The 20,030-nt window shown below is 66.4% G+C and carries 19 protein-coding genes; 5 read left to right on the top strand and 14 right to left on the bottom strand.

Translation table 11 applies throughout. From position 1 onward, the window contains the following. The first annotated feature begins 49 nt into the window (after positions 1–49). Entirely contained in the window at positions 50–724 is a 675-nt protein-coding gene (locus V9K93_RS14820) for a response regulator (RefSeq protein ID WP_049399744.1), read from the top strand. Next, positions 717–2,096: a sensor histidine kinase gene (locus tag V9K93_RS14815; RefSeq protein WP_337302786.1), complete on the top strand. Its 1,380-nt coding sequence runs from the start codon at positions 717–719 to the stop codon at positions 2,094–2,096. Before V9K93_RS14820 ends, V9K93_RS14815 begins: the two co-directional genes overlap by 8 nt. 38 nt (positions 2,097–2,134) lie before the next feature. On the opposite strand, the gene V9K93_RS14810 is transcribed toward V9K93_RS14815, so the two are convergent. The 3 genes from V9K93_RS14810 to V9K93_RS14800 form a co-directional block, all read right to left on the bottom strand. Continuing rightward, the gene (locus V9K93_RS14810; protein ID WP_337302785.1) at positions 2,135–4,480 is read right to left on the bottom strand and encodes a GH92 family glycosyl hydrolase; all 2,346 of its coding nucleotides are present in this window, start codon (positions 4,478–4,480) and stop codon (positions 2,135–2,137) included. Between the two features lie 105 nt (positions 4,481–4,585). After that, a complete protein-coding gene (locus V9K93_RS14805) occupies positions 4,586–4,909 on the bottom strand; it encodes a thioredoxin family protein (protein WP_295381417.1) in 324 nt (107 codons plus the stop codon). Between the two features lie 5 nt (positions 4,910–4,914). Beyond that, entirely contained in the window at positions 4,915–5,331 is a 417-nt protein-coding gene (locus V9K93_RS14800) for a baeRF12 domain-containing protein (RefSeq protein WP_136637933.1), read from the bottom strand. 163 nt (positions 5,332–5,494) lie between these two features. On the opposite strand from V9K93_RS14800, the gene V9K93_RS14795 reads away from it, so the two are divergent. The 3 genes from V9K93_RS14795 (at position 5,495) to proP (ending at position 7,684) form a co-directional block, all read left to right on the top strand. Further along, entirely contained in the window at positions 5,495–5,722 is a 228-nt protein-coding gene (locus tag V9K93_RS14795) for a hypothetical protein (RefSeq protein WP_046984635.1), read from the top strand. 85 nt (positions 5,723–5,807) lie between these two features. Beyond that, positions 5,808–5,936 carry a hypothetical protein gene (locus V9K93_RS14790; protein ID WP_282567735.1) on the top strand — a complete coding sequence of 43 codons (129 nt, stop codon included), beginning with the start codon at positions 5,808–5,810 and terminating at the stop codon, positions 5,934–5,936. 260 nt (positions 5,937–6,196) lie between these two features. Then, entirely contained in the window at positions 6,197–7,684 is a 1,488-nt protein-coding gene (gene proP / locus V9K93_RS14785) for a glycine betaine/L-proline transporter ProP (RefSeq protein WP_337302784.1), read from the top strand. Positions 7,685–7,768: 84 nt separating this feature from the next. On the opposite strand, the gene V9K93_RS14780 is transcribed toward proP, so the two are convergent. From V9K93_RS14780 to V9K93_RS14730, 11 genes are all read right to left on the bottom strand, one after another. Next, complete coding sequence (locus V9K93_RS14780) at positions 7,769–8,395, bottom strand: hypothetical protein (protein ID WP_046984633.1); 627 nt, start codon at positions 8,393–8,395, stop codon at positions 7,769–7,771. A 79-nt stretch (positions 8,396–8,474) separates the two neighbouring features. After that, positions 8,475–9,095, bottom strand: a complete 621-nt coding sequence (locus tag V9K93_RS14775; protein WP_136637931.1) for an ATPase — start codon at positions 9,093–9,095, stop codon at positions 8,475–8,477. A 3-nt stretch (positions 9,096–9,098) separates the two neighbouring features. Next, positions 9,099–9,440 carry a type II toxin-antitoxin system prevent-host-death family antitoxin gene (locus tag V9K93_RS14770; protein ID WP_005413623.1) on the bottom strand — a complete coding sequence of 114 codons (342 nt, stop codon included), beginning with the start codon at positions 9,438–9,440 and terminating at the stop codon, positions 9,099–9,101. 70 nt (positions 9,441–9,510) lie between these two features. Further along, positions 9,511–11,097, bottom strand: a complete 1,587-nt coding sequence (locus V9K93_RS14765) for a sensor histidine kinase (RefSeq protein ID WP_337302783.1) — start codon at positions 11,095–11,097, stop codon at positions 9,511–9,513. A gap of 9 nt (positions 11,098–11,106) precedes the next feature. Next, a complete protein-coding gene (locus tag V9K93_RS14760; protein ID WP_046984629.1) occupies positions 11,107–11,511 on the bottom strand; it encodes a response regulator in 405 nt (134 codons plus the stop codon). A gap of 136 nt (positions 11,512–11,647) precedes the next feature. Further along, positions 11,648–13,102 carry a surface lipoprotein assembly modifier gene (locus V9K93_RS14755; RefSeq protein ID WP_136637928.1) on the bottom strand — a complete coding sequence of 485 codons (1,455 nt, stop codon included), beginning with the start codon at positions 13,100–13,102 and terminating at the stop codon, positions 11,648–11,650. A 90-nt stretch (positions 13,103–13,192) separates the two neighbouring features. Then, positions 13,193–13,957, bottom strand: coding sequence for a Slam-dependent surface lipoprotein (locus V9K93_RS14750; protein ID WP_046984627.1), 765 nt, complete (start codon positions 13,955–13,957; stop codon positions 13,193–13,195). A 54-nt stretch (positions 13,958–14,011) separates the two neighbouring features. Then, positions 14,012–17,134, bottom strand: coding sequence for a TonB-dependent receptor (locus tag V9K93_RS14745; protein WP_337302782.1), 3,123 nt, complete (start codon positions 17,132–17,134; stop codon positions 14,012–14,014). Between the two features lie 182 nt (positions 17,135–17,316). Next, on the bottom strand, positions 17,317–18,273 hold the full coding sequence (locus V9K93_RS14740; RefSeq protein ID WP_337302781.1) for a FecR family protein: 957 nt from the start codon (positions 18,271–18,273) through the stop codon (positions 17,317–17,319). An 82-nt stretch (positions 18,274–18,355) separates the two neighbouring features. Continuing rightward, complete coding sequence (locus tag V9K93_RS14735; RefSeq protein WP_337302780.1) at positions 18,356–18,859, bottom strand: RNA polymerase sigma factor; 504 nt, start codon at positions 18,857–18,859, stop codon at positions 18,356–18,358. 199 nt (positions 18,860–19,058) lie between these two features. Continuing rightward, positions 19,059–19,985 carry a LysR family transcriptional regulator gene (locus tag V9K93_RS14730; RefSeq protein ID WP_136637925.1) on the bottom strand — a complete coding sequence of 309 codons (927 nt, stop codon included), beginning with the start codon at positions 19,983–19,985 and terminating at the stop codon, positions 19,059–19,061. Between the last annotated feature and the right edge of the window lie 45 nt (positions 19,986–20,030).

Genomic DNA, 20,030 nt, shown 5'->3' with positions numbered 1-20,030 from the left:
AGGTGACGGACTTGCGCCAAACTTGCCCCAACCTTGCACGAAGCTTGCAATGCGAATCCTGCTGATCGAAGACGATGCCGCCCTGGCCGATGGACTGATCCGCGCCCTGCAGGGTGCCGGCCATCTGTGCGACCACCTCTCGCGCGGACTGCACGCGCCTGCGGCGCTGGCCAGCGCACCCTATGACGTGATGGTGCTCGACCTTTCCTTGCCGGACGTGGATGGCCTCGACCTGCTTTCGCGCCTGCGCAACGATGGCGCCACATTGCCGGTGCTGATCTTGACCGCGCGCGATGGCGTTGAGGATCGCATCCTCGGCCTCGACCGTGGCGGTGATGACTATCTGGCAAAACCATTCGCGCTGGGTGAGCTGGAAGCGCGCCTGCGTGCATTGTCGCGCCGCCGCAGTGACGCACCAGCACAGAAGCGATTGGGCCGGCTGTGCTTCGACAGCATCCGCAACGAAGTGCAGGTGGACGGCCAGCGCATCGAGCTGACCGCACGCGAGCTGTCGCTGGTCGAGGCATTGATGCAGCACCCGGGGCGCACCGTGACCAAGCAGCGCCTGTTCGATGCGTTGTACAGCTGGGATCACGAGGCCAACCTGTCGGTCATCGAGGTGCACGTCAGCCGCCTGCGCCGCAAGCTGGAGCAGGCCCACGCCGGCGTCGGCATCCGCATGTTGCGCGGCCTCGGCTACCGGTTGGAGGCCATGGGTGACTGAGCGCGTGCACAGCCTGCGCGGCCTGCTGCTGCGGCGTCTGTGGCTGCCTCTGCTGGTGCTGCTGCTGTGCAGTGCGGTGGGTTCATTCGCCTTGGCGCGCTTCTATGCCGGCCAGGTCTACGACCGCTGGCTGCTGGATTCAGCGATGTCGTTGTCCGAACTGGTGACGGTGCAGGACGGCCGCGCATCCATCGAAATCACCCCGGCGGTATCACGCATGTTCACCTGGGACACCGCCGACGAAGTGCATGGCGAGGTGGTCGATGCGGATGGCGGGCGCCTGTATGGCGACCTGCCCGAGGCACTACCTCGCCCCATGGCCGCCGCTGGGAATGACGACGCGGTGTACTACGACGCGCGGCTACGCGGGCAGGCCGTGCGCATGGTTGAAGTGGTGGTCAGCGCCGGCCCGGGCCATGACATCCGGCTGCGCGTGGCCGAGACACTGCGCAAGCGCCATCGGCTGGAGCGCAAGCTGCTGCTGACCAGCGTTCCGTTCCAGGCTGCGATCCTGGCACTGGCGGCGTGGCTGGCCTGGTCCGGTACAGGCGCTGCCGCACGCCATGCCAACCTGGTCGCGCGGAAGTTGGCCAGTCCGCGGCCGGATCCTTTGGCACCGCTGGATCCTGCGCAGGAAGCGCCGCGCGAACTGTGGCCGGCGGTGGAGGCTTACAACGCGCTGCTGCAGCGGCTGGACGCGATGCAGGCCGCGCAGCGCCGCTTCGTCAGCAACGCTGCACATCAGCTGCGCACACCGTTGGCAGCGATGCAGGTGGAGCTGGAGAGTTCATTGCGCCAGCATGATCCGCAGGCCCAGCAGCTGGCATTGTCCGGCACGCTGGCCGGGCTGGCCCGCTTGCAGCATCTGGTCAACCAGTTGCTGATGCTCAGCCGCTCCGAAGATCCGCATGGCAGCGCACTGCCGCTGCAGCCTGTGGACCTGGCCGCGTTGGCGCGCGGCGTGGTGGAGCGCTATGCCGACCGTGCATTGACTGCAGGCGTCGATCTTGGCTATGACGGGCCCGACGATGGCCTGCAGGTACAGGGCGATCCGCAGCTGCTGCGCGAGGCACTGGGCAACCTTCTGGACAACGCGCTGCGCTATGGCGGCGTGCGCGGCGTGATCACCCTGGGTCTGCAGCACGATGCCGGTGGCGTGCGGGTGTGGGTGGACGATAACGGCGCCGGCATCGCCGAAGCCGAGCGCGCGCGCGTCACGGAACGCTTCTACCGAGCCAGCACAGAAGGCGACGGCTGCGGGCTGGGGCTGGCGATCGTGGCCGAGATCGCGCAGCGGCATGATGCGGCGCTGGTGATCGATACCGCCCCGATCGGTGGCGCGCGGGTCGGGCTGCGGTTTCGTTCCCGCTGACGTCCTGCGTGCCAACCAAGGTCGGCACCTACCAATCGTCATCTGCTCATCGAATACGGCGCCTGCGCGTCCTGCCCCGGCCACGCCTTGTTCGGCTCGGCCTGCATGCTGAAGCGCAGCTCGCCGCCGGCCAGGATCTCGTCATGGCGCAGGAAGGTGCGCTGCAACGGCTTGCCGTTGAGGCTCACGCTGCCGACGTAGGTGTGCTTGTCGTCCAGACCATCAGCCACGATGGTGAAGGTCTTGCCGTTGGGCAGGCGCATCGCGGTTTTCGGCAGGAACGGACGGCCCAGGATGTACTCGCCCGAGCCCGGTGCAACCGGGTAGAAGCCCAACGCGGTGAACACGTACCAGGCCGACATCTGGCCGACGTCATCATTGCCGGCCAGGCCATCGGGGCGGTCGGCATACTGAGTGTCCATGATCTGCTTCAGGCGTGCCTGGGTGCGCCACGGCTGGCCGGCGTACGAATACAGGTAGGCGACGTGGTGGCTGGGTTCGTTGCCATGCGCATACCAGCCGATCAGGCCGGTGATGTCTTCCATGTGCTCGAAGATGGACGGATCGACCTTGGCGTTGAACACCTCGTCAAGGCGCGCGAGCAGCTTGTCACTGCCACCGTGCGCTGCGGCCAGTCCGGCCACGTCCTGCGGCACGTACCAGGAGTATTGCCAGGCGTTGCCTTCGGTGTAGTCAGTGCCATAGCCGCTGGCGCTGGGATCGAACGGGGTGCGGAAGCTGCCATCACGCTTGCGCGCGCGCATGAAGCCGGTGTCCTTGTCGAAAGCATTGCGCCAGTTGCCGGCGCGCTTGTCGAAGGTAGCGGCAACATCAGCCTTGCCCATGGCCTGCGCCATGCGAGCGATGGTCCAATCATCGAAGGCGTACTCCAGCGTCTTGCTGGCGGCCTCGCCTTCCTCGTCGATCGGCACGTAGCCCAGTTCGCGGTACTGCGCGATGCCATCGTACGGGCCGTAGTTGGCGGTCTCGACCATCGCCTTCAGCGCCTTGTCGGCGTCGAAGCCACGAATGCCCTTCACGTAGGCGTCGGCGATCACAGGCACGGCGTGGTAGCCGATCATGCACCAGTCTTCCAGGCCATGGAACGACCACACCGGCAGCATGCCGTAGGGGCTGTGCTCATGGTGTGCCAGCATGGAATTGACGAAATCGCTGTTGCGCTTCTCAGGCTGCACCAGGGTCAGCAACGGATGCAGCGCGCGATAGGTATCCCACAACGAGAAGGTGGAGTAGTTGGTATAGCCCTTGGCCTGGTGCACGGCATTGTCCGAGCCGCGGTACTGGCCATCTGCATCCATGAACAGTGTCGGCCCCAGCAGGGTGTGGTACAGCGCGGTGTAGGCGCTGCGGCGGGCATGCTCGGGGGCTTCGATATCCAGCACCGACAGCGCCTGCGTCCACTCCTGCTTGGCCTGCGCACGCACGCCATCGAAATCGAAATCGGCCACTTCCGCGTCGAGGTTGGCGATGGCGCCGGCCTCACTGACCGGAGAAATGGCCACCTTCACCACCAGCGGCGCGTCCAGCTTGCCGAAGGCGAAGGTGCCGACCAGCTGCTTGCCTTCGATCTGGGCGCGCTGCGCGGGATCCTTCTCGCCCGGCGGCGGGAAGCCCTTGTAGGCGATGTCCTTCTCGGTGTTGTGCAGTTCGTGGCCAGCCAGCGGCCGCGAGAAGCGCATCGCGAAGAACACCTGGCGGCCGGGCGCCCATCCACGCGTTTCGCGGAAGCCGGTCACCGTGCCATCGGCACGCACCCGCACCCGCGACCACAGTACCTTGCCCGGGTAGTCGTACATGCTGGTGCGCATGTCCAGCAGCACCTTGGCTTCGGCGCCCTTGGGGAAGGCATAGCGGTGCACGCCCACGCGCGCACTGGTGGTCAGCTCGGCGCGTACCTTGTAATCGTCCAGGGTGACCGCGTAGTAGCCCGGCTCGGCCTTCTCGTCGTCGTGACGGAAGCGCGAGGCGTAGCCGCTGCGCGGCTTCTCGGGATCGCCACGCTCCAGGCCCGGATTGCCGGTGAACGGCATCAGCAGAATGTCGCCCAGATCCGAATGGCCGGTGCCGGAAAAATGGGTGTGCGAGAAGCCGACGATGCTGCTGTCGTCGTAGCGATAGCCGGCCGCCCAGCCGTAGGCCTTCTCACGCGGCTGGATGCGCGTATCCGGGCTGAGCTGGACCATGCCGAACGGTACCGTCGCACCGGGATAGGTGTGGCCTTCGCCGCCGGTACCAATGAAGGGGTCAACCGAAGCGTAGGCCTTGTCGGCGGCCGTTCTGGCAGGAGCGGCCGACGCCAGGCCGGAGGCGAGCATCGCCGTGGCGGCGACGGCGATCAGGAGACGACGGTCCAGCGTGGGCATCGGCGTTTGGATCGATTCAGATGGTTGCCGGATGCTAGCACCGGGTTTGCTGCGCTGCATGTTGCAGTGCGGGCGTCCATCGGCCGTCTCAACGCTACATAGGCGTCAGTCCGGCAGCACGCCCTGCAACGTTGCCAGATCTGTGCTGTCGACCGGGCGCACCACCCGCGCCACTTCCAGGCCATCGCGCAACAGCATCACCGTCGGCCACAGCTTCACCTTGAACGCGCGGCCCAATGGCTTGCCCTTGCCATCTTCGATCTTCCGGTGCGGAAGATCGTTCGCCTCGACGAAGGCTCGCAACGCCGGCTGTGCAGCCTGGCAATGACCGCACCAGGCCGTCCCGAATTCCAGCAGCTGCCAGCCCGCCTGCGCCTCCACCTCCGCAGAGGTGGGCTCGGTCAGCAGGTGATCACGCATGAACGGCATGAGCGCTACGCCGCCAGTACCTTCTGGATGTCTTCCAGCGGCGCGTTGGTCAGATCCTTGGCGATGTCGCCCAGCAATCGCGCCTGGACTTCCTTGTGCAGCAGCGGGCGGATGCGGCCCAGCGTGGTCGGGTCGGCGATCAACACCAGGTGCGCATACCGGTTCTTCAACGCATCTTCGTTGAGCTGTTCGGCCACCTGCTTGGCAAACGTCGCTTCATTGAGCTGCGAGATCGACATGTCCTTGGGCACAGCACCGGCCGGGCCCTGCCCGGACACGCCCTGCTCGCTGATGTCCTGCAGGCGCAGCTCGCCTTCCTGCTTCAACGCAAGCTGGTGCGCGCTACCCACGTTGGTGAACACCCTTGCCGAACCACCATCGGCCACCACGATCAACGTTCCTTCGGGAATCGTACGCGCCATTGCACCCTCCATCAGTCAGAAAAAGTTGCTGTGTGCTCCACCCTATGCACATCGATGTCACCGGCGCGCCTACAGGATGTGATCCGGTCATCGCAATCTGCAATCCCCCCTAAATTTGTCCAGCGGCCTGCCGCTATGGCCTCCATCATCGCGAGGAACCTCTGTGCACGCTGGCTCACTGTTCCACGTCTACTTCGCCACCAGCCTGGCCATCCTCGGCTGCGCAGGGTGCATCCATCAGTTCCTGCAGGGCCAACCGCTGTTCTCACTCGCCATCATGTTCTCGGTGTTGACGGTGGTTGGTGCCGCACTGATTACGCGGCGGCTGGCGTTGCCGGGTGCGGTGGCGGTGGTCTGCACCGTGCTTGGATTGATGGCAAAGTCGGCCTGAGCCATCTGAACAGGCGACGTGGAACACAGCGTGCAGATCAGCCCGCTTCGCTGCACGCTCACGCCGATGCCGCTATCATGAACGGATGATCGACACGACCCACTACGTGACGGGCGAACCTGTTACGTGGAAAGCACTGCCGACCGGCGTTTCGCTTGCCACGATTGCTCCCGCCCTGAATTTCCATCGCCTCGCGCTGGATCCCGGCGGCTGACGCCCGCAGGCCCCCTGCCTGCATCCCCCACGCTGCTGTGACACCCGGCCGCTGACTGCGCTGCCGGTGTGATCCCGTTGCTGCGTTTCCGCCCCTGCGGCGGTGCTTTGCCGTGCGCGTGGCGTTGTGCCTGCACACATTCCCCGGCCCCCACGCCGCGCTCCGATGCCCCTGCGCCACTTGCGCCTGCATCGCCGTTTCCGATTTCCGGGACACATCACATCGCCCATCCCCTATTCCATACCTACAAGGGAGCCCCCATGCAGGACACGCCTGATTCCCATGCCCATTTTGGCTGGTTCAAACGCCGCCGCCACCTCAAGGTCGATGAGATCACCGTCGTCGACAAGCCCATGCTCAAGCGTGCCGTCGGTGCCGCCGCACTCGGCAACGCGATGGAATGGTTCGACTTCGGTGTCTACGGCTATCTGGCCGTCACCATCGGCCAGGTGTTCTTCCCGTCCAGCAACCCCACCGCACAGGTAATCGCCGCGTTCGCCACCTTCACCGTGGCGTTCCTGGTGCGCCCGCTGGGCGGCCTGGTGTTCGGCCCGCTCGGCGACCGCTACGGGCGCCAGAAAGTGCTGGCGTTCACCATGATCCTGATGGCGCTGGGCACGTTCTCGATCGGCCTGATTCCCTCCTATGAGCGCATCGGCATCTGGGCACCGGTGCTGTTGCTGCTGGCGCGCGTGGTGCAGGGCTTTTCCACCGGTGGCGAATATGGCGGCGCGGCCACCTTCATCGCCGAGTATTCCACCGACCGCAACCGCGGGTTGATGGGCAGCTGGCTGGAGTTCGGCACGCTGGGCGGCTACATCGCCGGCGCCGGTACGGTCACCGCACTGCACATGCTGTTGAGCAACGCACAGATGCTGGACTGGGGCTGGCGCATTCCGTTCCTGGTGGCTGGCCCGCTGGGCCTGCTCGGCCTGTACATGCGCATGAAGCTGGAAGAGACCCCGGCGTTCCGCGCCTTTGCCGAGGAAGCCGAGAAACGCGAGCATGATCGCCCCGGGCTGGCTGCACTGTTCCAGGTACACGGCCGCCAGCTGCTGGTGTGCATGGGCCTGGTGCTGGTGTTCAACGTCACCGACTACATGCTGCTGACCTACATGCCCAGCTACCTCAGCGTGACCATGGGCTACGCCGAGAGCAAAGGCCTGCTGCTGATCATCATCGTGATGCTGGTGATGATGCCGCTGAACATCGTCGGCGGATTGTTCAGTGACAGGCTCGGCCGCCGGCCGATGATCATCGGCGCCTGCATCGCGCTGCTGGTGCTGGCCATTCCGTGCCTGCTGCTGGTCGGCAGCGGCAACGACTGGATGATCTTCCTCGGCCTGATGCTGCTGGGCCTGGCCTTGGTGTGCTTCACCAGCTCGATGCCGTCCACGCTGCCGGCACTGTTCTACACACCGGTGCGCTACAGCGCGCTGTCGATCGCCTTCAACGTCTCGGTGTCGCTGTTCGGCGGCACCACGCCGTTGGTCACCGCATGGCTGGTGGAACGTACCGGCGACCCGCTGGTGCCGGCCTACTACCTGATGGGCGCGGCGGTGATCGGCCTGATCACGATGCTGTTCGTGAAGGAAACCGCCGGCCTGCCGCTGCGCGGCTCACCGCCGGCGGTGGGCAGCGATAGCGAAGCAGCTGCGCTGCTGAAGAGCGATGTGCCGGTGACGGTGGACCCGACCTTGCCGCCGCTGCCGGAGTCTGCAGAGCCTGAGCAGGTAAAACCGGCCTGAGGCTGGGCGCAGAACGCGATCCTCGCTTGGCGTGGATCTAAGGGGCCAGTGGCGCCGGGCGCGTACACCCGGCGCTACCTGGCGCTACTTCTTGATGCGGGTCAGCTTCCCCGGCGTCCAACGCAGCGTCCATGTGTAGTTTCCATCCGGCGGACAGACGTGGCGATTCGGGCTCTTCCATTCGCAGACCGTCGCCCCGGCACTGACGGTGAAATCGACAATGATGCGATCACCCTGGATGCGGATCGCGCGGATGGCGCCTGGAATCTGTTCAGCCGCGTCGTCACCATAGCCATACCTGCGGATGGCGGCATAGTCCTCTGCTTCCACCGGCGACAGGCTGTTCGGGTTCTCCTGGCCGCGCGGATCGTTCGCCGTCAGCACCGTCATCACCGCCACCACATTGCGTTGCGCGAAGCTGCCGCCACTGTAGTCGGACGTGTAGAAATACACGACCTCGGCACGGCCATCGCCATCGAGGTCGGCAACAGCGCTCCACACCGGACGGAAATCGGATTCAATGTCGTCGCCGGGAATCAGCCGCAAGTTGGCTTCGGCGGCGTGGAAGGCCTGCACCAGGCTGGGCGGCGATGGTCGCTTGGCGGCGGGTGACGCGGCCATCGCCGGCATGCAGGACAGCGCCAGCGCCAGCGCCAGCGCTGCAAGCGTCAGGCGGATCGGGGTCGAGCGGAACGTTGCGGATCCCTGCATGACATCCTCCTTGAATGTGCGAACAGCGTAGCGAAATCGTACCAGCCCTGTTGTGACCCTCTGCCAGGAAGTACTGGCCCTATCCGTTCAACTCCATCGCACGCATCACGATCGGCTTGGCCCAGTCAGGCGTATGCAGCAGTTCGGCCACCGAGACCGGGTATTGCAGCTGGCCGCGCTCCATCGCCAGCACCGGCAGCGGCTCGACGCAGCCCTCGGCATCAGCCGGTGCGCTGTTGTCGTAGACATGCAGCTCGGCCAGGTGTGGCAGCAGTTCCAGCAGGTTCTCGCGTGCCGAATCGAAACGGGCGTGGATCTTCTCCACTGGAATGTCGTGACCACCAGCCGCCACCCGCGCCGCAACGCGGGCGATATGCAGCTCGACCGTGGCCAAGCCACAGAACCAGATCGCAACGTGATGGTGTTCGCAGGCCTCACGCAGCAGGCGTGGAATGGTGTTGCCACCCAGCGTGGTCTCGAAGGCGAAGTCCGTGCCGTCGGCCATGGCCTGGCGCAACCGGCGGGTACCTTCCTGCCAGGCCTCGGCATTGGCCTCGGGCAGCGGCCAGCCGGCCTCGACCAGGCGCCGGGTGAAAGAATCGGGATTGAACCAGCCCAGGCCCTCCGCTTCCAGCCAGGTTCCCAACAACGAACTCTTGCCGGCGCCGTTGACGCCGGCCAGCACCAGGATCCGCCCCATAGATCAGAGCGGACGGCCGAGGGTGACCTTGCGGCCGCGACGGATCGGCTGGCCCAGCACCTTGCCCAGCCCTTCGCCGCGCTGCAGGCTGGCCAGGGTCTGGTCAAACTCACCGCGCAGGCGCAGCAGCTCCTCGCTGCGCTCACCCGCATCACCGCCGGCGGCCTTGGCCAGCAGCTCCTGATACGTGCGGATATCCACGATCACCGCTTCGGGATGATTATGGTTGGTGATGACCAGTGCCTGCTTCTCGCGCACGGTGCGCATCAGGCTCGGCCAGCCCCGGGTCTTCACCGACGAGGCCGGGGCCTTCTCAAGGCCAGGCAGATCCAGCGGCAGGGTCATGGCACGGCTCCAGACAGAAGTGGACTATGGCCACTATACCCAATTTGGCCAAATTGGGGATTAATGGCATTCACCTGCCTGTTCCAGCCTGGGGAGCGTCGGTCTGCAACAGGCTGTCGCGCTCGCGCAGCGGGAAGCGGATCCAGGCGTCCAGGCCCTGTGCGCCAAAGCGCAGCTCGCCACTGCCGGCCAGTTCATAGGGCACGCGCTGCTCGATCAGGGACCGGCCCAGGCCCCGCTGCCGGGGCAACTCCCAGTCCTCCACCTCGGCATGGCGCTCGCACCAGTGCAGGCCCAGCCACGGCTGCCCTTCCTGCACCTGCAGGTGCCAGGACACGTCGATATGCCCATCCTCATGGGTCAGCGCACCATGCCGCAGCGCATTGGTGGCCAACTCATGGATGGCCAGCGACAACACTTCAGCGGCCTTCGGTGGCAGTAGCACGTCCTCGCCCTGCAGGCGGTAGACCGCAGCAGGCGGGGATTGCGCCGCGATCTCCTCATCCAGCATGCCGCGCAGGCACACCCCCGCGTTGGCACCACGGGTCAGCAGGCTCTGCGTGCGCGCCAGTGACATCAGCCGCCCGCACAGGCGTTCGGCATACTCATCCACGCTACCGACCGACTCGCGGGTACGCCAGGCGATGGCATGGATGGTCGACATGATGTTGCGCACCCGGTGCTGCAGTTCGGCCAACAGCACCGATTGGCGCTCGGTCGCACGCTTGAGATCATCGATGTCCACGGCGATGGCGAACACGCCGCTGACCTCACCGTCGGCGTCACGCAACGGAGCGGCCGCGACCCGCGTCCAGCGTGCGCGGCCATCATCGTGCAGGTACTGGAATTCCAGCCCCGGCACCACGGTCTCGCCGCGCATCGCCCGCGCAATGGCGAAGTCGTCCGGCGCAATGGGGGTGCCATCGGAATGGCAGCCGTGCCAGCGATGCTGGTTGTCCGCGTCCCTGGAAGGCACCTTGCCGGTGGGCAGGTAGGCGCGCATCTGATCATTGGACAGCAGCATGCGGCCCTGCAGATCGACGATGCACAGGCCCACCGGCAGCATCCTGAAGGCCAGTTCCAGGCGCCGTTCGCTCTCGCGCCGCCGCAGCTCCTCACGCTCACGCGCGGCCAGCGCCATGTGTGCCGCGGTGGTCTCGAACATGGTCACCAGCACCCCGTTGATCCGCCCCTCTTCGCCACGGATGGGGCTGTAGGTGATGGTGAACCAGACGTCTTCCAGGCGCCCATGGCGGACCAGCGGGTACAGTTTGTCTTCGAAGGTGAGCGTCTCGCCCTGCCATACACGGGTGTAGAGCGGACCGTTGATGTGCCAGACCTCGGGCCAGCAATCACGGGTCGGCTGCCCAAGCCCGCCAGGATGCTTGTCGGCCAGGATCTCGGCGTAACCATCGTTGTAGAGCTGTACCAGCTGCTCGCCCCACAACACGATCATCGGGAAGCCGTGGGCCAGCATCAGATCTACGGTGGCGCGCAGGTGCGGCGGCCATTGCTCGATCGCGCCCAACGGGCTGCGTGACCAGTCATGGCGGGCGATACGCGCGGCCATGCCATCGTGGCGCGCGTGCGGGCGCGGCGTGGGTGGCATTCCGCCACGCAGCTCGGCGGCGTGAATGCCTTCAGGACGGCGCGACATGCCGCGCAATCAGGCGATGCCCGCAGGGACCTGCGGCGTCGCCACCAGCCCGGCCAGCTGCTGCACCAGGGCTTCGATGTGATAAGGCTTGGTACAGCGCGGCGCGCTGGCGAAGCGGCTGGGCAGGTTGTCGTCGTAGCCGGAGGTCAGCAGGAACGGGGTACCGGCCTCGGCCAGGCGGTCCGCCAACGGATAGACCTGTTCGCCACCGAGGTTGATGTCCAGAAGGGCCACGTCGATCGGATGGGCATCGACCAGCTGCCCCAGCGCCTGCAGGTTACCCGCCGGCCCCACCACCTGTGCGCCTTTCAGCTCCAGATAGTCGACCAGGAACATCGCGATGGCGAATTCATCCTCCGCCACCAGTACACGCAGCCCTTTCAGGCCCTCTGGTTTGTTGCCCGCTTCCAGCACGACCGGCGCTCCTCGATACACGCGGCCCACCTCTGCCGCAACGCCCGCAGGATGCGCGAACCGGGCTACAAGGGCGCGTGATGATGGATGAAGGTCGCGGCCACGGCGCGTTCACCGCGGCATTGCAGCGGCGCGTTCAGAAGGCCCGCTCCCACTTCAGGCTGAGCAGGCTGCGGTCGTGGCTGTACAGCCAGTCGACATTGCTGTCGATGCGGGCATAACGCAGGCTCAGGCTGGGCACCAGCCCGGCCACGGCCAGGCGCTCGCTGCGGACGATGGCGATCAGGTTCTGTTCGCTGTCCTCACGCCGTGCTTCCAGCAGCGGACTCCAGGTGTCGTAGTCGCGATGGCGCAGCGACACGAATACGGTGGCCGTGGTGCCGATCCACTGCCGCGCCGCGCCCAGCCGCACGCCGCGCTGGCGGTAGCCGTTGGCCGGGTCGGCTGCGCTGCTGTCGGTGACATCCAGCCCGGCGAAAACCGTCCAGCGCGGGTTGAGCGCGCGGAACCAGGTGGCATACAACGATGCCAGCTCGCCGTCGTAGTTGCTGGCCAGGCCCTGCTGTCGATACCGCTGGCGCTTCCAGTCGGCCTCCAGCTTGAGCAGGCTGCGTGCATCCAGGGCGTACTGCCATTCCCCGTGCACGCCACTGCCGCCCTGCAGCGCATGGTTGCCCAGGCCCTGGTAGTCATAGCTGGGGGCAAGCAGCACGGTCTGCCGTGCACTACGCCAGCTGTAACCCGCCTGCACGTTGGCATTGAGCTCGTTGTACGCACTTTGCCCGCGCCATGTCTGACCGAAGGCGAGACCGCGCACGTACAGCCCATGATGCCCGCCGAGCACCCAGCGCCGTTCCAGGCTGGCGTCGTAGTCCAGGCCCGCCGCGCGCTGGGCGTCGGGCAGTTTCCGTTCGATGATGCAGGCGTCGCCCACGCCGAACAGGCAGGTGCGACTGGCCGAGCTGCGGTTGATGTTGTCACTCCATGCCGGGCCGGCGGACAGCGCGCCTTTCCAGCGCTGGCGCGCCTGCAGGGCACTCAGGTAGCCGTCCACGCGAGCGCGGACGCCGGCCGTGGCCGGATCATCGGCATTGATGCCCGCAGCGATGGCCGTGAACAACGCGACCGCATCGCGATCGCGCTGGTCTTCTGCGTAGACACGCGCCAGTTCAAGGCGCGCCGGCAGGAAGTCCGGCTGCGCCACCAGCAGTGCTTCGTACTCCTTCGCCGCGCGGCGATGGTCGCCCGCCACCCGCGCCAGCGCCCCCTGCGCATAGTGGCGCAGCAGTGGGTCATGGCCGGGCAGTTCGATGTACTCATCGAGGAACGCAGCGGCGGCCTGCCATTGCTGATGCTGCAGTGACAGGTAGAGAGCCTGGCCAAGATCATCGACGGTGCGCTCCACGCGCAGCGTCTGGCCGTCGATGGTGATGGTCGGCCGCTCCGACTCGGCCTGCTGCAGGCGCTGCTGGTCCTGCTGCTGGTGACGCAGGTCGGTGCCCTGTTCGAGCACGCGGCGAAGATCGTCCTGCTGTGCGCGCACATCGGCGGCCGCCAGCAGCAGAACGACAAGGAAGATGGAGTGGCGCATGGTCGATCCGTGGTGGTGCATGCAGCGGGCCGAAGCAGGGACTGGCGGATCGCGGCTTGCCCCTGCCCTGCCCCGTCAGGGGCGTGGCAATCAGTTCTTGCTGCCGCCGAAGGCGGTGTCGTACTGGCTGTTGCCACTGAAGGTGGCGATACCGGCCAGGGCGGCCGCGTTGGCGCCGAAGAACTGCCCCTGGGTGGTGCCGGCAACGCTGCCGTTGGCAGTGGCCGAACCGGCGAACGACGCATTGGCGCTGTTGATGTTGGCGTTGACGTTGATCGCCAGGCCGCCACCGGTCAGGCCGCCGAGCAGCTTGCCGCTGCCGAAGTCCGCACGGAAGGTGCCCGACAGCAGGTTGCTGCCGTTGAACTTGTTCAGGCCCGCAACGCTGTAGGTGGCCACACCGGCCGGAAGCGTGGTGCCGGCACGGTCACCGACGAAGTAGACCTGGCGGTTGTTGAAGCCACCAGCGGCGCCATCCTTGGACCACTCGCCAAACCACACATCGCCGCTGCCAACCTTGACGAAGTTGAAGTGGCCCATGCCGGCATGGCTGCCCGGTGCGCCGGTGATCGGCATGGCCAGCGTGCGCACAGCGGTACCATTGACGGTGGTGGTGCCCGAGTACAGGCTCAGGCCCTGGAAATCGACCGGCTTGGCGTTGGAGACGGTGCCGACGCCGATACCGGCCTTGCCTGCCTTGTGCGGGCCACCGTTGACCTGCGATTCGCCGACGGCGACGTACAGTTCGGCGTCGGTCACCGGGCTGGCCGCACCGACGATGTCAGCGGCATGCGCGGCGCCGGCCAGGGCAAAGGTGGCAGCAACGGCGAGAACCGAACGGGAGATCATCTTCATGGTATTGCTCCTTGGGTTGTGGGAACTACGGGTCCAACGCTTGAAAGCGGGAGGTCAGAAGCGCGCGGTGAAGCCGAGCTTGAGGGTGCGGCCCGGCGCCGGCAGCGTGGAGCGCGTGGCCGGGTCGACGTAGTAGCGATTGCCGAGGTTGCTGCCCACCAGCTCGACGCTGGCGTGCTCGTTGAAGCGCCAGCGCGCGTATGCATCGACGGTGGTGATGTTGCCCCAGGTGAACGGCACGTTCTGCCACAGCAGGCTGCTGCCACCGGCCAGCAACCGGTCGCGATAGGCCTGTAGATCGGGGTTCTCGTGGCGCTGGTAGTGCACGATGCGGCTGCCCAGTTCCAACCGTTCATCGAACAGGCGCGTACCGAGCGACAGGTTCACCGACAACTTCGGAATCGCCTGGGTCAGCAGGTAGCCACTGACGAAACCGTCCTGCACGCAGTTCGGCACCAGGCCACGGTTGGCATCCAGCAGCACTGCCGTGCTTTCGTCGCACACCTCGTTTTCCAGCGTGCGCGAAATACCCAGGTCGGTGAAGAAGCGCCGGTTGTCGAAGCGTGCCTGCAGCTCGATGCCGCGGATGGTCTGCTTGTCGATATTGTCGAACAGGAAGTAGGCGTCGCGCTCGATCACGTTGCGGGTCTTGTGCACGTAATAGGCCAGCTTGACGTCGGCATCGGCCGTGTTGCCGAACAGGCCCGACAGGTTGTGCACGTAGCCCAGCTCGTAGTTGTAGGCATGCTCGGGCTTGAGCGTGTACAGCGGGTTGAGGCTGCTGGAGAAAGCGATGGTGCTTTCGAACATGCTGGGGAAGCGCACTGCTTCGCTGTAGCGCAGGTAGACGCGCGCGGCCTTGGACAGGTTCACGGTGGCCGAGAAAGTAGGCAACCACGCGTGATCGCGGCGGCGGTCATTGCGCCCGTCCACCGGCCGCGACTGCATGGTGTTGCCGATATTGCAGACCAGGTCGCTGCCGGGGTAGATCGGCAGCACGCCGGGTATGACCGCCACCTGGCCGTTGAGACAGGGGTTGGTCGCACGGGCATAGTTGCCGTTGCCATCGGGCAACCACGGAAGCCGATGTTCCACCGCCTGCGGCGTCTCGTAGTACGCCAGCAGACCATGCAGTGCATCGTCAACCACCGAACCCATGCCGATGCTCTCCCAGAACTCGCGTTCGGCCTCCAGTGCATCGATCTGCGCTTGCAGGCTGGCCGGCCGCTCGGGCAGCTCATTCGTCCGGTAGGTCGCCTCCTTGCTGCCCACGCCCTTGGTCAGCAGCTCCGGATGCGCCTGCAGGAAATCATCGAAGGCCCAGTAGCGGCTGTAGCGCACGCCGGCGTTGAAAGCAAGGAAGTCGACCGGACGCCATTCCAGATTGAGGTAGCCCTCGCCTTCCTGGCGACGGCCAGCGCGCGGGTACATGCGCCAGCCATCGGACGGGCCAAAATACGGGTCACGCGAACCCAGCTTCTCGTACTGCCAGTTGCCGCCCACGGTCAGGTCCAGCGTGGAATGCAGGGCGAAGCGGTTGCTCAGGGTCAGGCCGGTTCGGTCGTTGCTCGCATTCGCCAGCGCGGTGTTGCGCAGGATCGGGCTGGCCCCGGCATTCCAGTCCGGATTGCCGGGAGCGAAGTTCGGGAAGCCGCCTGCGGTGTAGGTATCGCTGTCCGTCTCAGTGCGCCACAGGTTGGCGTAGAGGTCCAGCCAGCGGCTGCCGGCCGGCTGGAAGCGGTACTCCAGGTTCCAGGCATCGGACGCAACCCGACTTAGCGGCCACTGGATTCGTCCGTAGTCCGGCGCGGACAGTATCCGCGACGGCATGATCTCGCCATAGTGCGACAGCGTGCGCCGCCAGGTGGCCTTCAGCTGCTGCTCGTCATTGATCTGCCAAGTTCCCTTGACCAGCCACGACTCCTGTTCGCTGGAGGTGTTGGGCACCTCATCGCCGGGCTTGAAATAGCGCGCCAGCGTGGTGATGTAGTCGATGCCCTGGTACTCGTACTGCTCGCGCCGGTCCTGGTCGTAGTAGGCGCTGCCCTTGGTCCCGGAGAAGTAGTTGCCGCGCTTGCGCCAGGCGTAGGCGGCCATCAGGTCGACGTTGTCGCCACGCACGCCCAGCGCCAGGCGCCAGGCCTGGTCCTCGCCATCGAAGGGGTTGTTGCCACTGCGCGACTTCACCGGCACCACCAGGGTGCGGTCGTCATAGGGCGAGTTCGGCGAGCCCTGCGGGAAGCCCGTTACGGTTCGGTAGTCCTCGCCGGTGTGCAGGCGAGGCAGGCGTGGCGCCACCGCATTGCTGCTGCCTTCGATCTTCAGCTCCCCGCCGAAGCGTTCGCCGGCAGCAACAATGTCGTCAACGTCGATGGTCTTGATCACCAGCGCGCCACCGATCCCGCTGTGCACATCGCGCACCAGCCCTGGCCCCTTGATGACCTGGATGCCACCAATCAGGTTGGGATCGATGTAGTTGCGGTTGCTGACGCCGTTGTAGCCGCGCCAGACCGTAAGCGCCTGTTCGCCACCGTCGATGCTGACCGGCACCCGCCCCGGCCCCTGGATGCCACGGATGTTGACGTCCAGCGCACCGCTGTTGCGGGCGTCTCCACTGAACACACCGACCAGATCCTTGACCACGTCGGCCGGATTGGAACCGCGATAGCGCTCCACCCGGTCGCGCCCCGAATACGCCGTGGTCAGGTCCAGCGCGAACACATCATCGTAGCCGCGCCGATCGCGGGCCTCGCCCCCTTCCGACTGCAGGCGACCGGCCACGTCCAGTGTTTCGGTCACCCGTACCCCTTCCCCCTCACCCGCCTCCGCTGCGGCACGCAGGCTCCAGGTGCCGTCCATGCCGCGCTGCGCACGTACGCCGCTCCCGCGCAGCAGCTGCTGCAGGGCCTGCATCTGGCTGTACTCGCCCTGCACAGCACTGGAGCGCCGGCCTTCCACCAGATCGCTGCGGAACACCACCTGCACATCGGCCTGGCGGCCAAAGGCGCGCACGGCGTCGGCCAGGGGCTGTTCCGGAATGGTGTACGGGCGCAGCGGCGCGACGACCGCCGGTTGCGCCTGCACGACCGGGACCCAGGCCAGCGGCAGCAATGCAGTAGAGATGGCCAGAGCCAGGACGGTGGCGCGGCGATGACAGGCAGATGCCGTGGACGGCATGGACAGGAACTCCTCAAGCGTGGCTGGACCACGGGCACATCCGGTGCCGGTGGTGTGTCTGGCTTGAGAAGAAACGGTGTTTCGCTCTGGCTATACCTCTATAGACAGCCGCGTGTGGCGACTGCCCACGGTTTTTTCATGTTTTTTTCATGCCGCGTATTCCGCCATGAACCGGCTGCACCTCACCACAGCACCAACGCGCCACCGGGCAAGCGCTGCACGCGTAGTCCCGCCTGTGCGGCCACGGCATCAATAGCCGTCTCCGGCTGCTGCAGGTGGAACAGGCCACTGACCCGCACGTTCGCGCCCTGCCCGCCCAGTACCCACACCGGTGCACGCCGATAGCGCGCCAGATCGGCGATGGCCTGCGCGGCCGGCAGATTGTCGATCGCGACCTCACCACGCCGCCACGGCGCCATGGCCTCGGCATCTTCCAGCCGCACCGGCTGCAGCCAGCGGCCGTCACGGAACGTCCGCGACTGCCCCGCATGCAGGCGCTGTACGCTGCCATCGCCCGGACGCACGTCGACCGCACCCTCGCTGACCTGGGTGGTGACCGTGGTGTCCTGCATCGACACGCTGAAGGCGGTGCCGATATCACGGACCCGGCCGCCCCCGGCCTCGACCTGGAACGGACGAGCCTCGTGCGCCACCTGGAACCAGGCCTGGCCGCGCAGCAGGCGCAGGCGACGCTGCTGGCCGTCGAACTCGAGCGCCAGCGCGGTGCCCGCATCGAGCACGGCGATGCTGCCGTCTTCCAGCTGCACCACGCGTGGCGCATCGCCACTACGCAGGTCACTGCGTGCCAGCAGCAGCGCGTGCGGCGCAGCGGCAACCATCAGCACCACTGCGGCTGCACTGGCCAGCAGCCAAGGCAGGCGGCGACGCGGTGCGATCGGCCGCAACCCCTGGCGGTCGGCGGTCAGTTCAGGCAGCGCCGCCAGCACTTCGGGCCCGGCGGCATCCAACCCCTGCCAGAAGGCTTGCTGCTGGCGCCAGGCCAGCGCATGGCGGGGGTCGGCCTGCAGCCAGCGCTGCAGAATTCGTTGCTGGCGTTCCGGCAGCGGGCCTGCACTGCACCGGATCACCCAGCGCAACGCCTGCCTGGCCTGACGCGGCGAGGGTTCGGACGTGGTCATGGTTGTGGCCTGCCGCACCGCGAACGGGTGCGCTTTCCTGTTGTGACAACGGCGGGCGCGATCTGCCCACGGCAATCGCCGGTCATCGGCGCGTTCCCTGTTGATGCTGCTGGATCAGCAGCGCCGCGCGCAGCACATGCTTGCCGACCAGGCTCTTGGAAATGCCGAGCCGAGTGGCGATTTCCCGCTCGCTCAGGCCCAGGTAGCGGTTGAGCACGAAGCACTCGCGTACCTGCGCCGGCAGCGCGAGGATGGTCTGGGTGATCTCGCGCAGTTGTGCCTGGTCCAACGCCTGCGCCTCGCCATCGTGGCCGGCCTCGGCCATGTCGGCGGCGTACTCGGCCATCGCGCGCCGCTCGCGGGCGTCGGCCTGGCTGCGGTTGAGCGCATGGTGATAGGCCATCCGGTACAGATAGCCACGCGGCTCCAGGATCGGTGGATCACCGGGCACGCTGCTGGCCTTCAGGTACAGGTTCTGCAGGGTGTCCTCGGTACTGGCCGAGTCGAGATAGCGCGCGATGAAGCGAGACAACGCACGGCGCTCGCGGATCAACAGCTCGACCAGCGCCAGGGCATTGGGAGACATAGGTGCCAAGGCCGGACCGGGGAATGATGGGCGTGATGGCGACGGTCCGGACGTGGATTGTGGGCCGCGCGGCCGCAGGCGGCAAGCAAAGCCTTTTAGAGCCGAGCCCTCGCTCGGCTGCCCTTGGCGCAGATGCAGCCGAGCATGGGCCCGGCTCTACAGGAGAGCCACGCCATGCGTGCATGCGTGGATGAAGGGCCTACGGTTCGTCCAGCGCCTCGAAGCGTTCGGCGAGGTAATCGATCAACGCTCGCACCGCCGGCAACAAGCCACGTCGCGACGGAAACACCGCGTGCACGATGCCGTGCTTCGGCACCCACTCCGTCAACACCGGCACCAGCGCGCCACTGTCCAGCTCATCGGTGATCATCATCCGCGGCAGCATCAGCAACCCGACCCCGGCCACCGCCGCCGCACGCAGCGCGATCATGTCATCGCTGACCAGGCGCGGGCGATGGTGCACGCTGGCCAGCACATCGTCGGGCCCGGTGTACTCCCAGGCGTGCTGCTGGCTGGCCGAAGCGAGGTCCACCGTCGGCATCACCGCAAGATCGGCCGGCACCTGCGGTGTGCCCAACTGTTCCAGCAGTGTCGGGCTGGCGCTGGTACACCAGACCCGGCGTGCCAGCACGCGCACCACCAGGTCGCTGTCCTCCAGCGGCGGCGGCCGCACCCTTATCGCCACATCCACGCCCTCGCCCACCACGTCGACGCGCCGGTTGGTGGCATCCAGCTGCACCGTCACCTGCGGGTGCAGGGCGAGGAAATCGGCCAGCATCGTGCCGATGCGCGCATGCAGGATCGCGATCGGGCACGCCAGACGGATCGTGCCGCGCGGCTCGGCACGTGACATCGCAATCGCTTCTTCGGCCGCTTCGGCCTCGACCAGCATCGCCTTGCAATGGCGGTAGTAGTCCTGGCCGACTTCGGTCACTGAAAAGCGCCGGGTCGAACGCTGGATCAGCCGCACGCCCAGACGCTCCTCCAGCAGCGCGATGCGCCGGCTCAGTTTCGACTTCGGCATGGCCAGCGCCCGGCCGGCCTGCGAGAAGCCACCGTGCTCGACCACCATCGCGAAGTAGAACAGGTCGTTGAGGTCGCAGCGGCGGATATCAGCAATGAACACGGGGCGATCTCCTGTGACGCAAGGCGCGCACCCATTGTTCACCAG

Origin of the sequence: Stenotrophomonas sp. CCNWLW162, assembly GCF_037203745.1 — a bacterium.
GTDB classification, from domain to species: domain Bacteria; phylum Pseudomonadota; class Gammaproteobacteria; order Xanthomonadales; family Xanthomonadaceae; genus Stenotrophomonas; species Stenotrophomonas maltophilia_AQ.
Note: the sequence above shows the minus strand (reverse complement) of the source record. Positions and strands in the feature narration are given on the sequence as shown.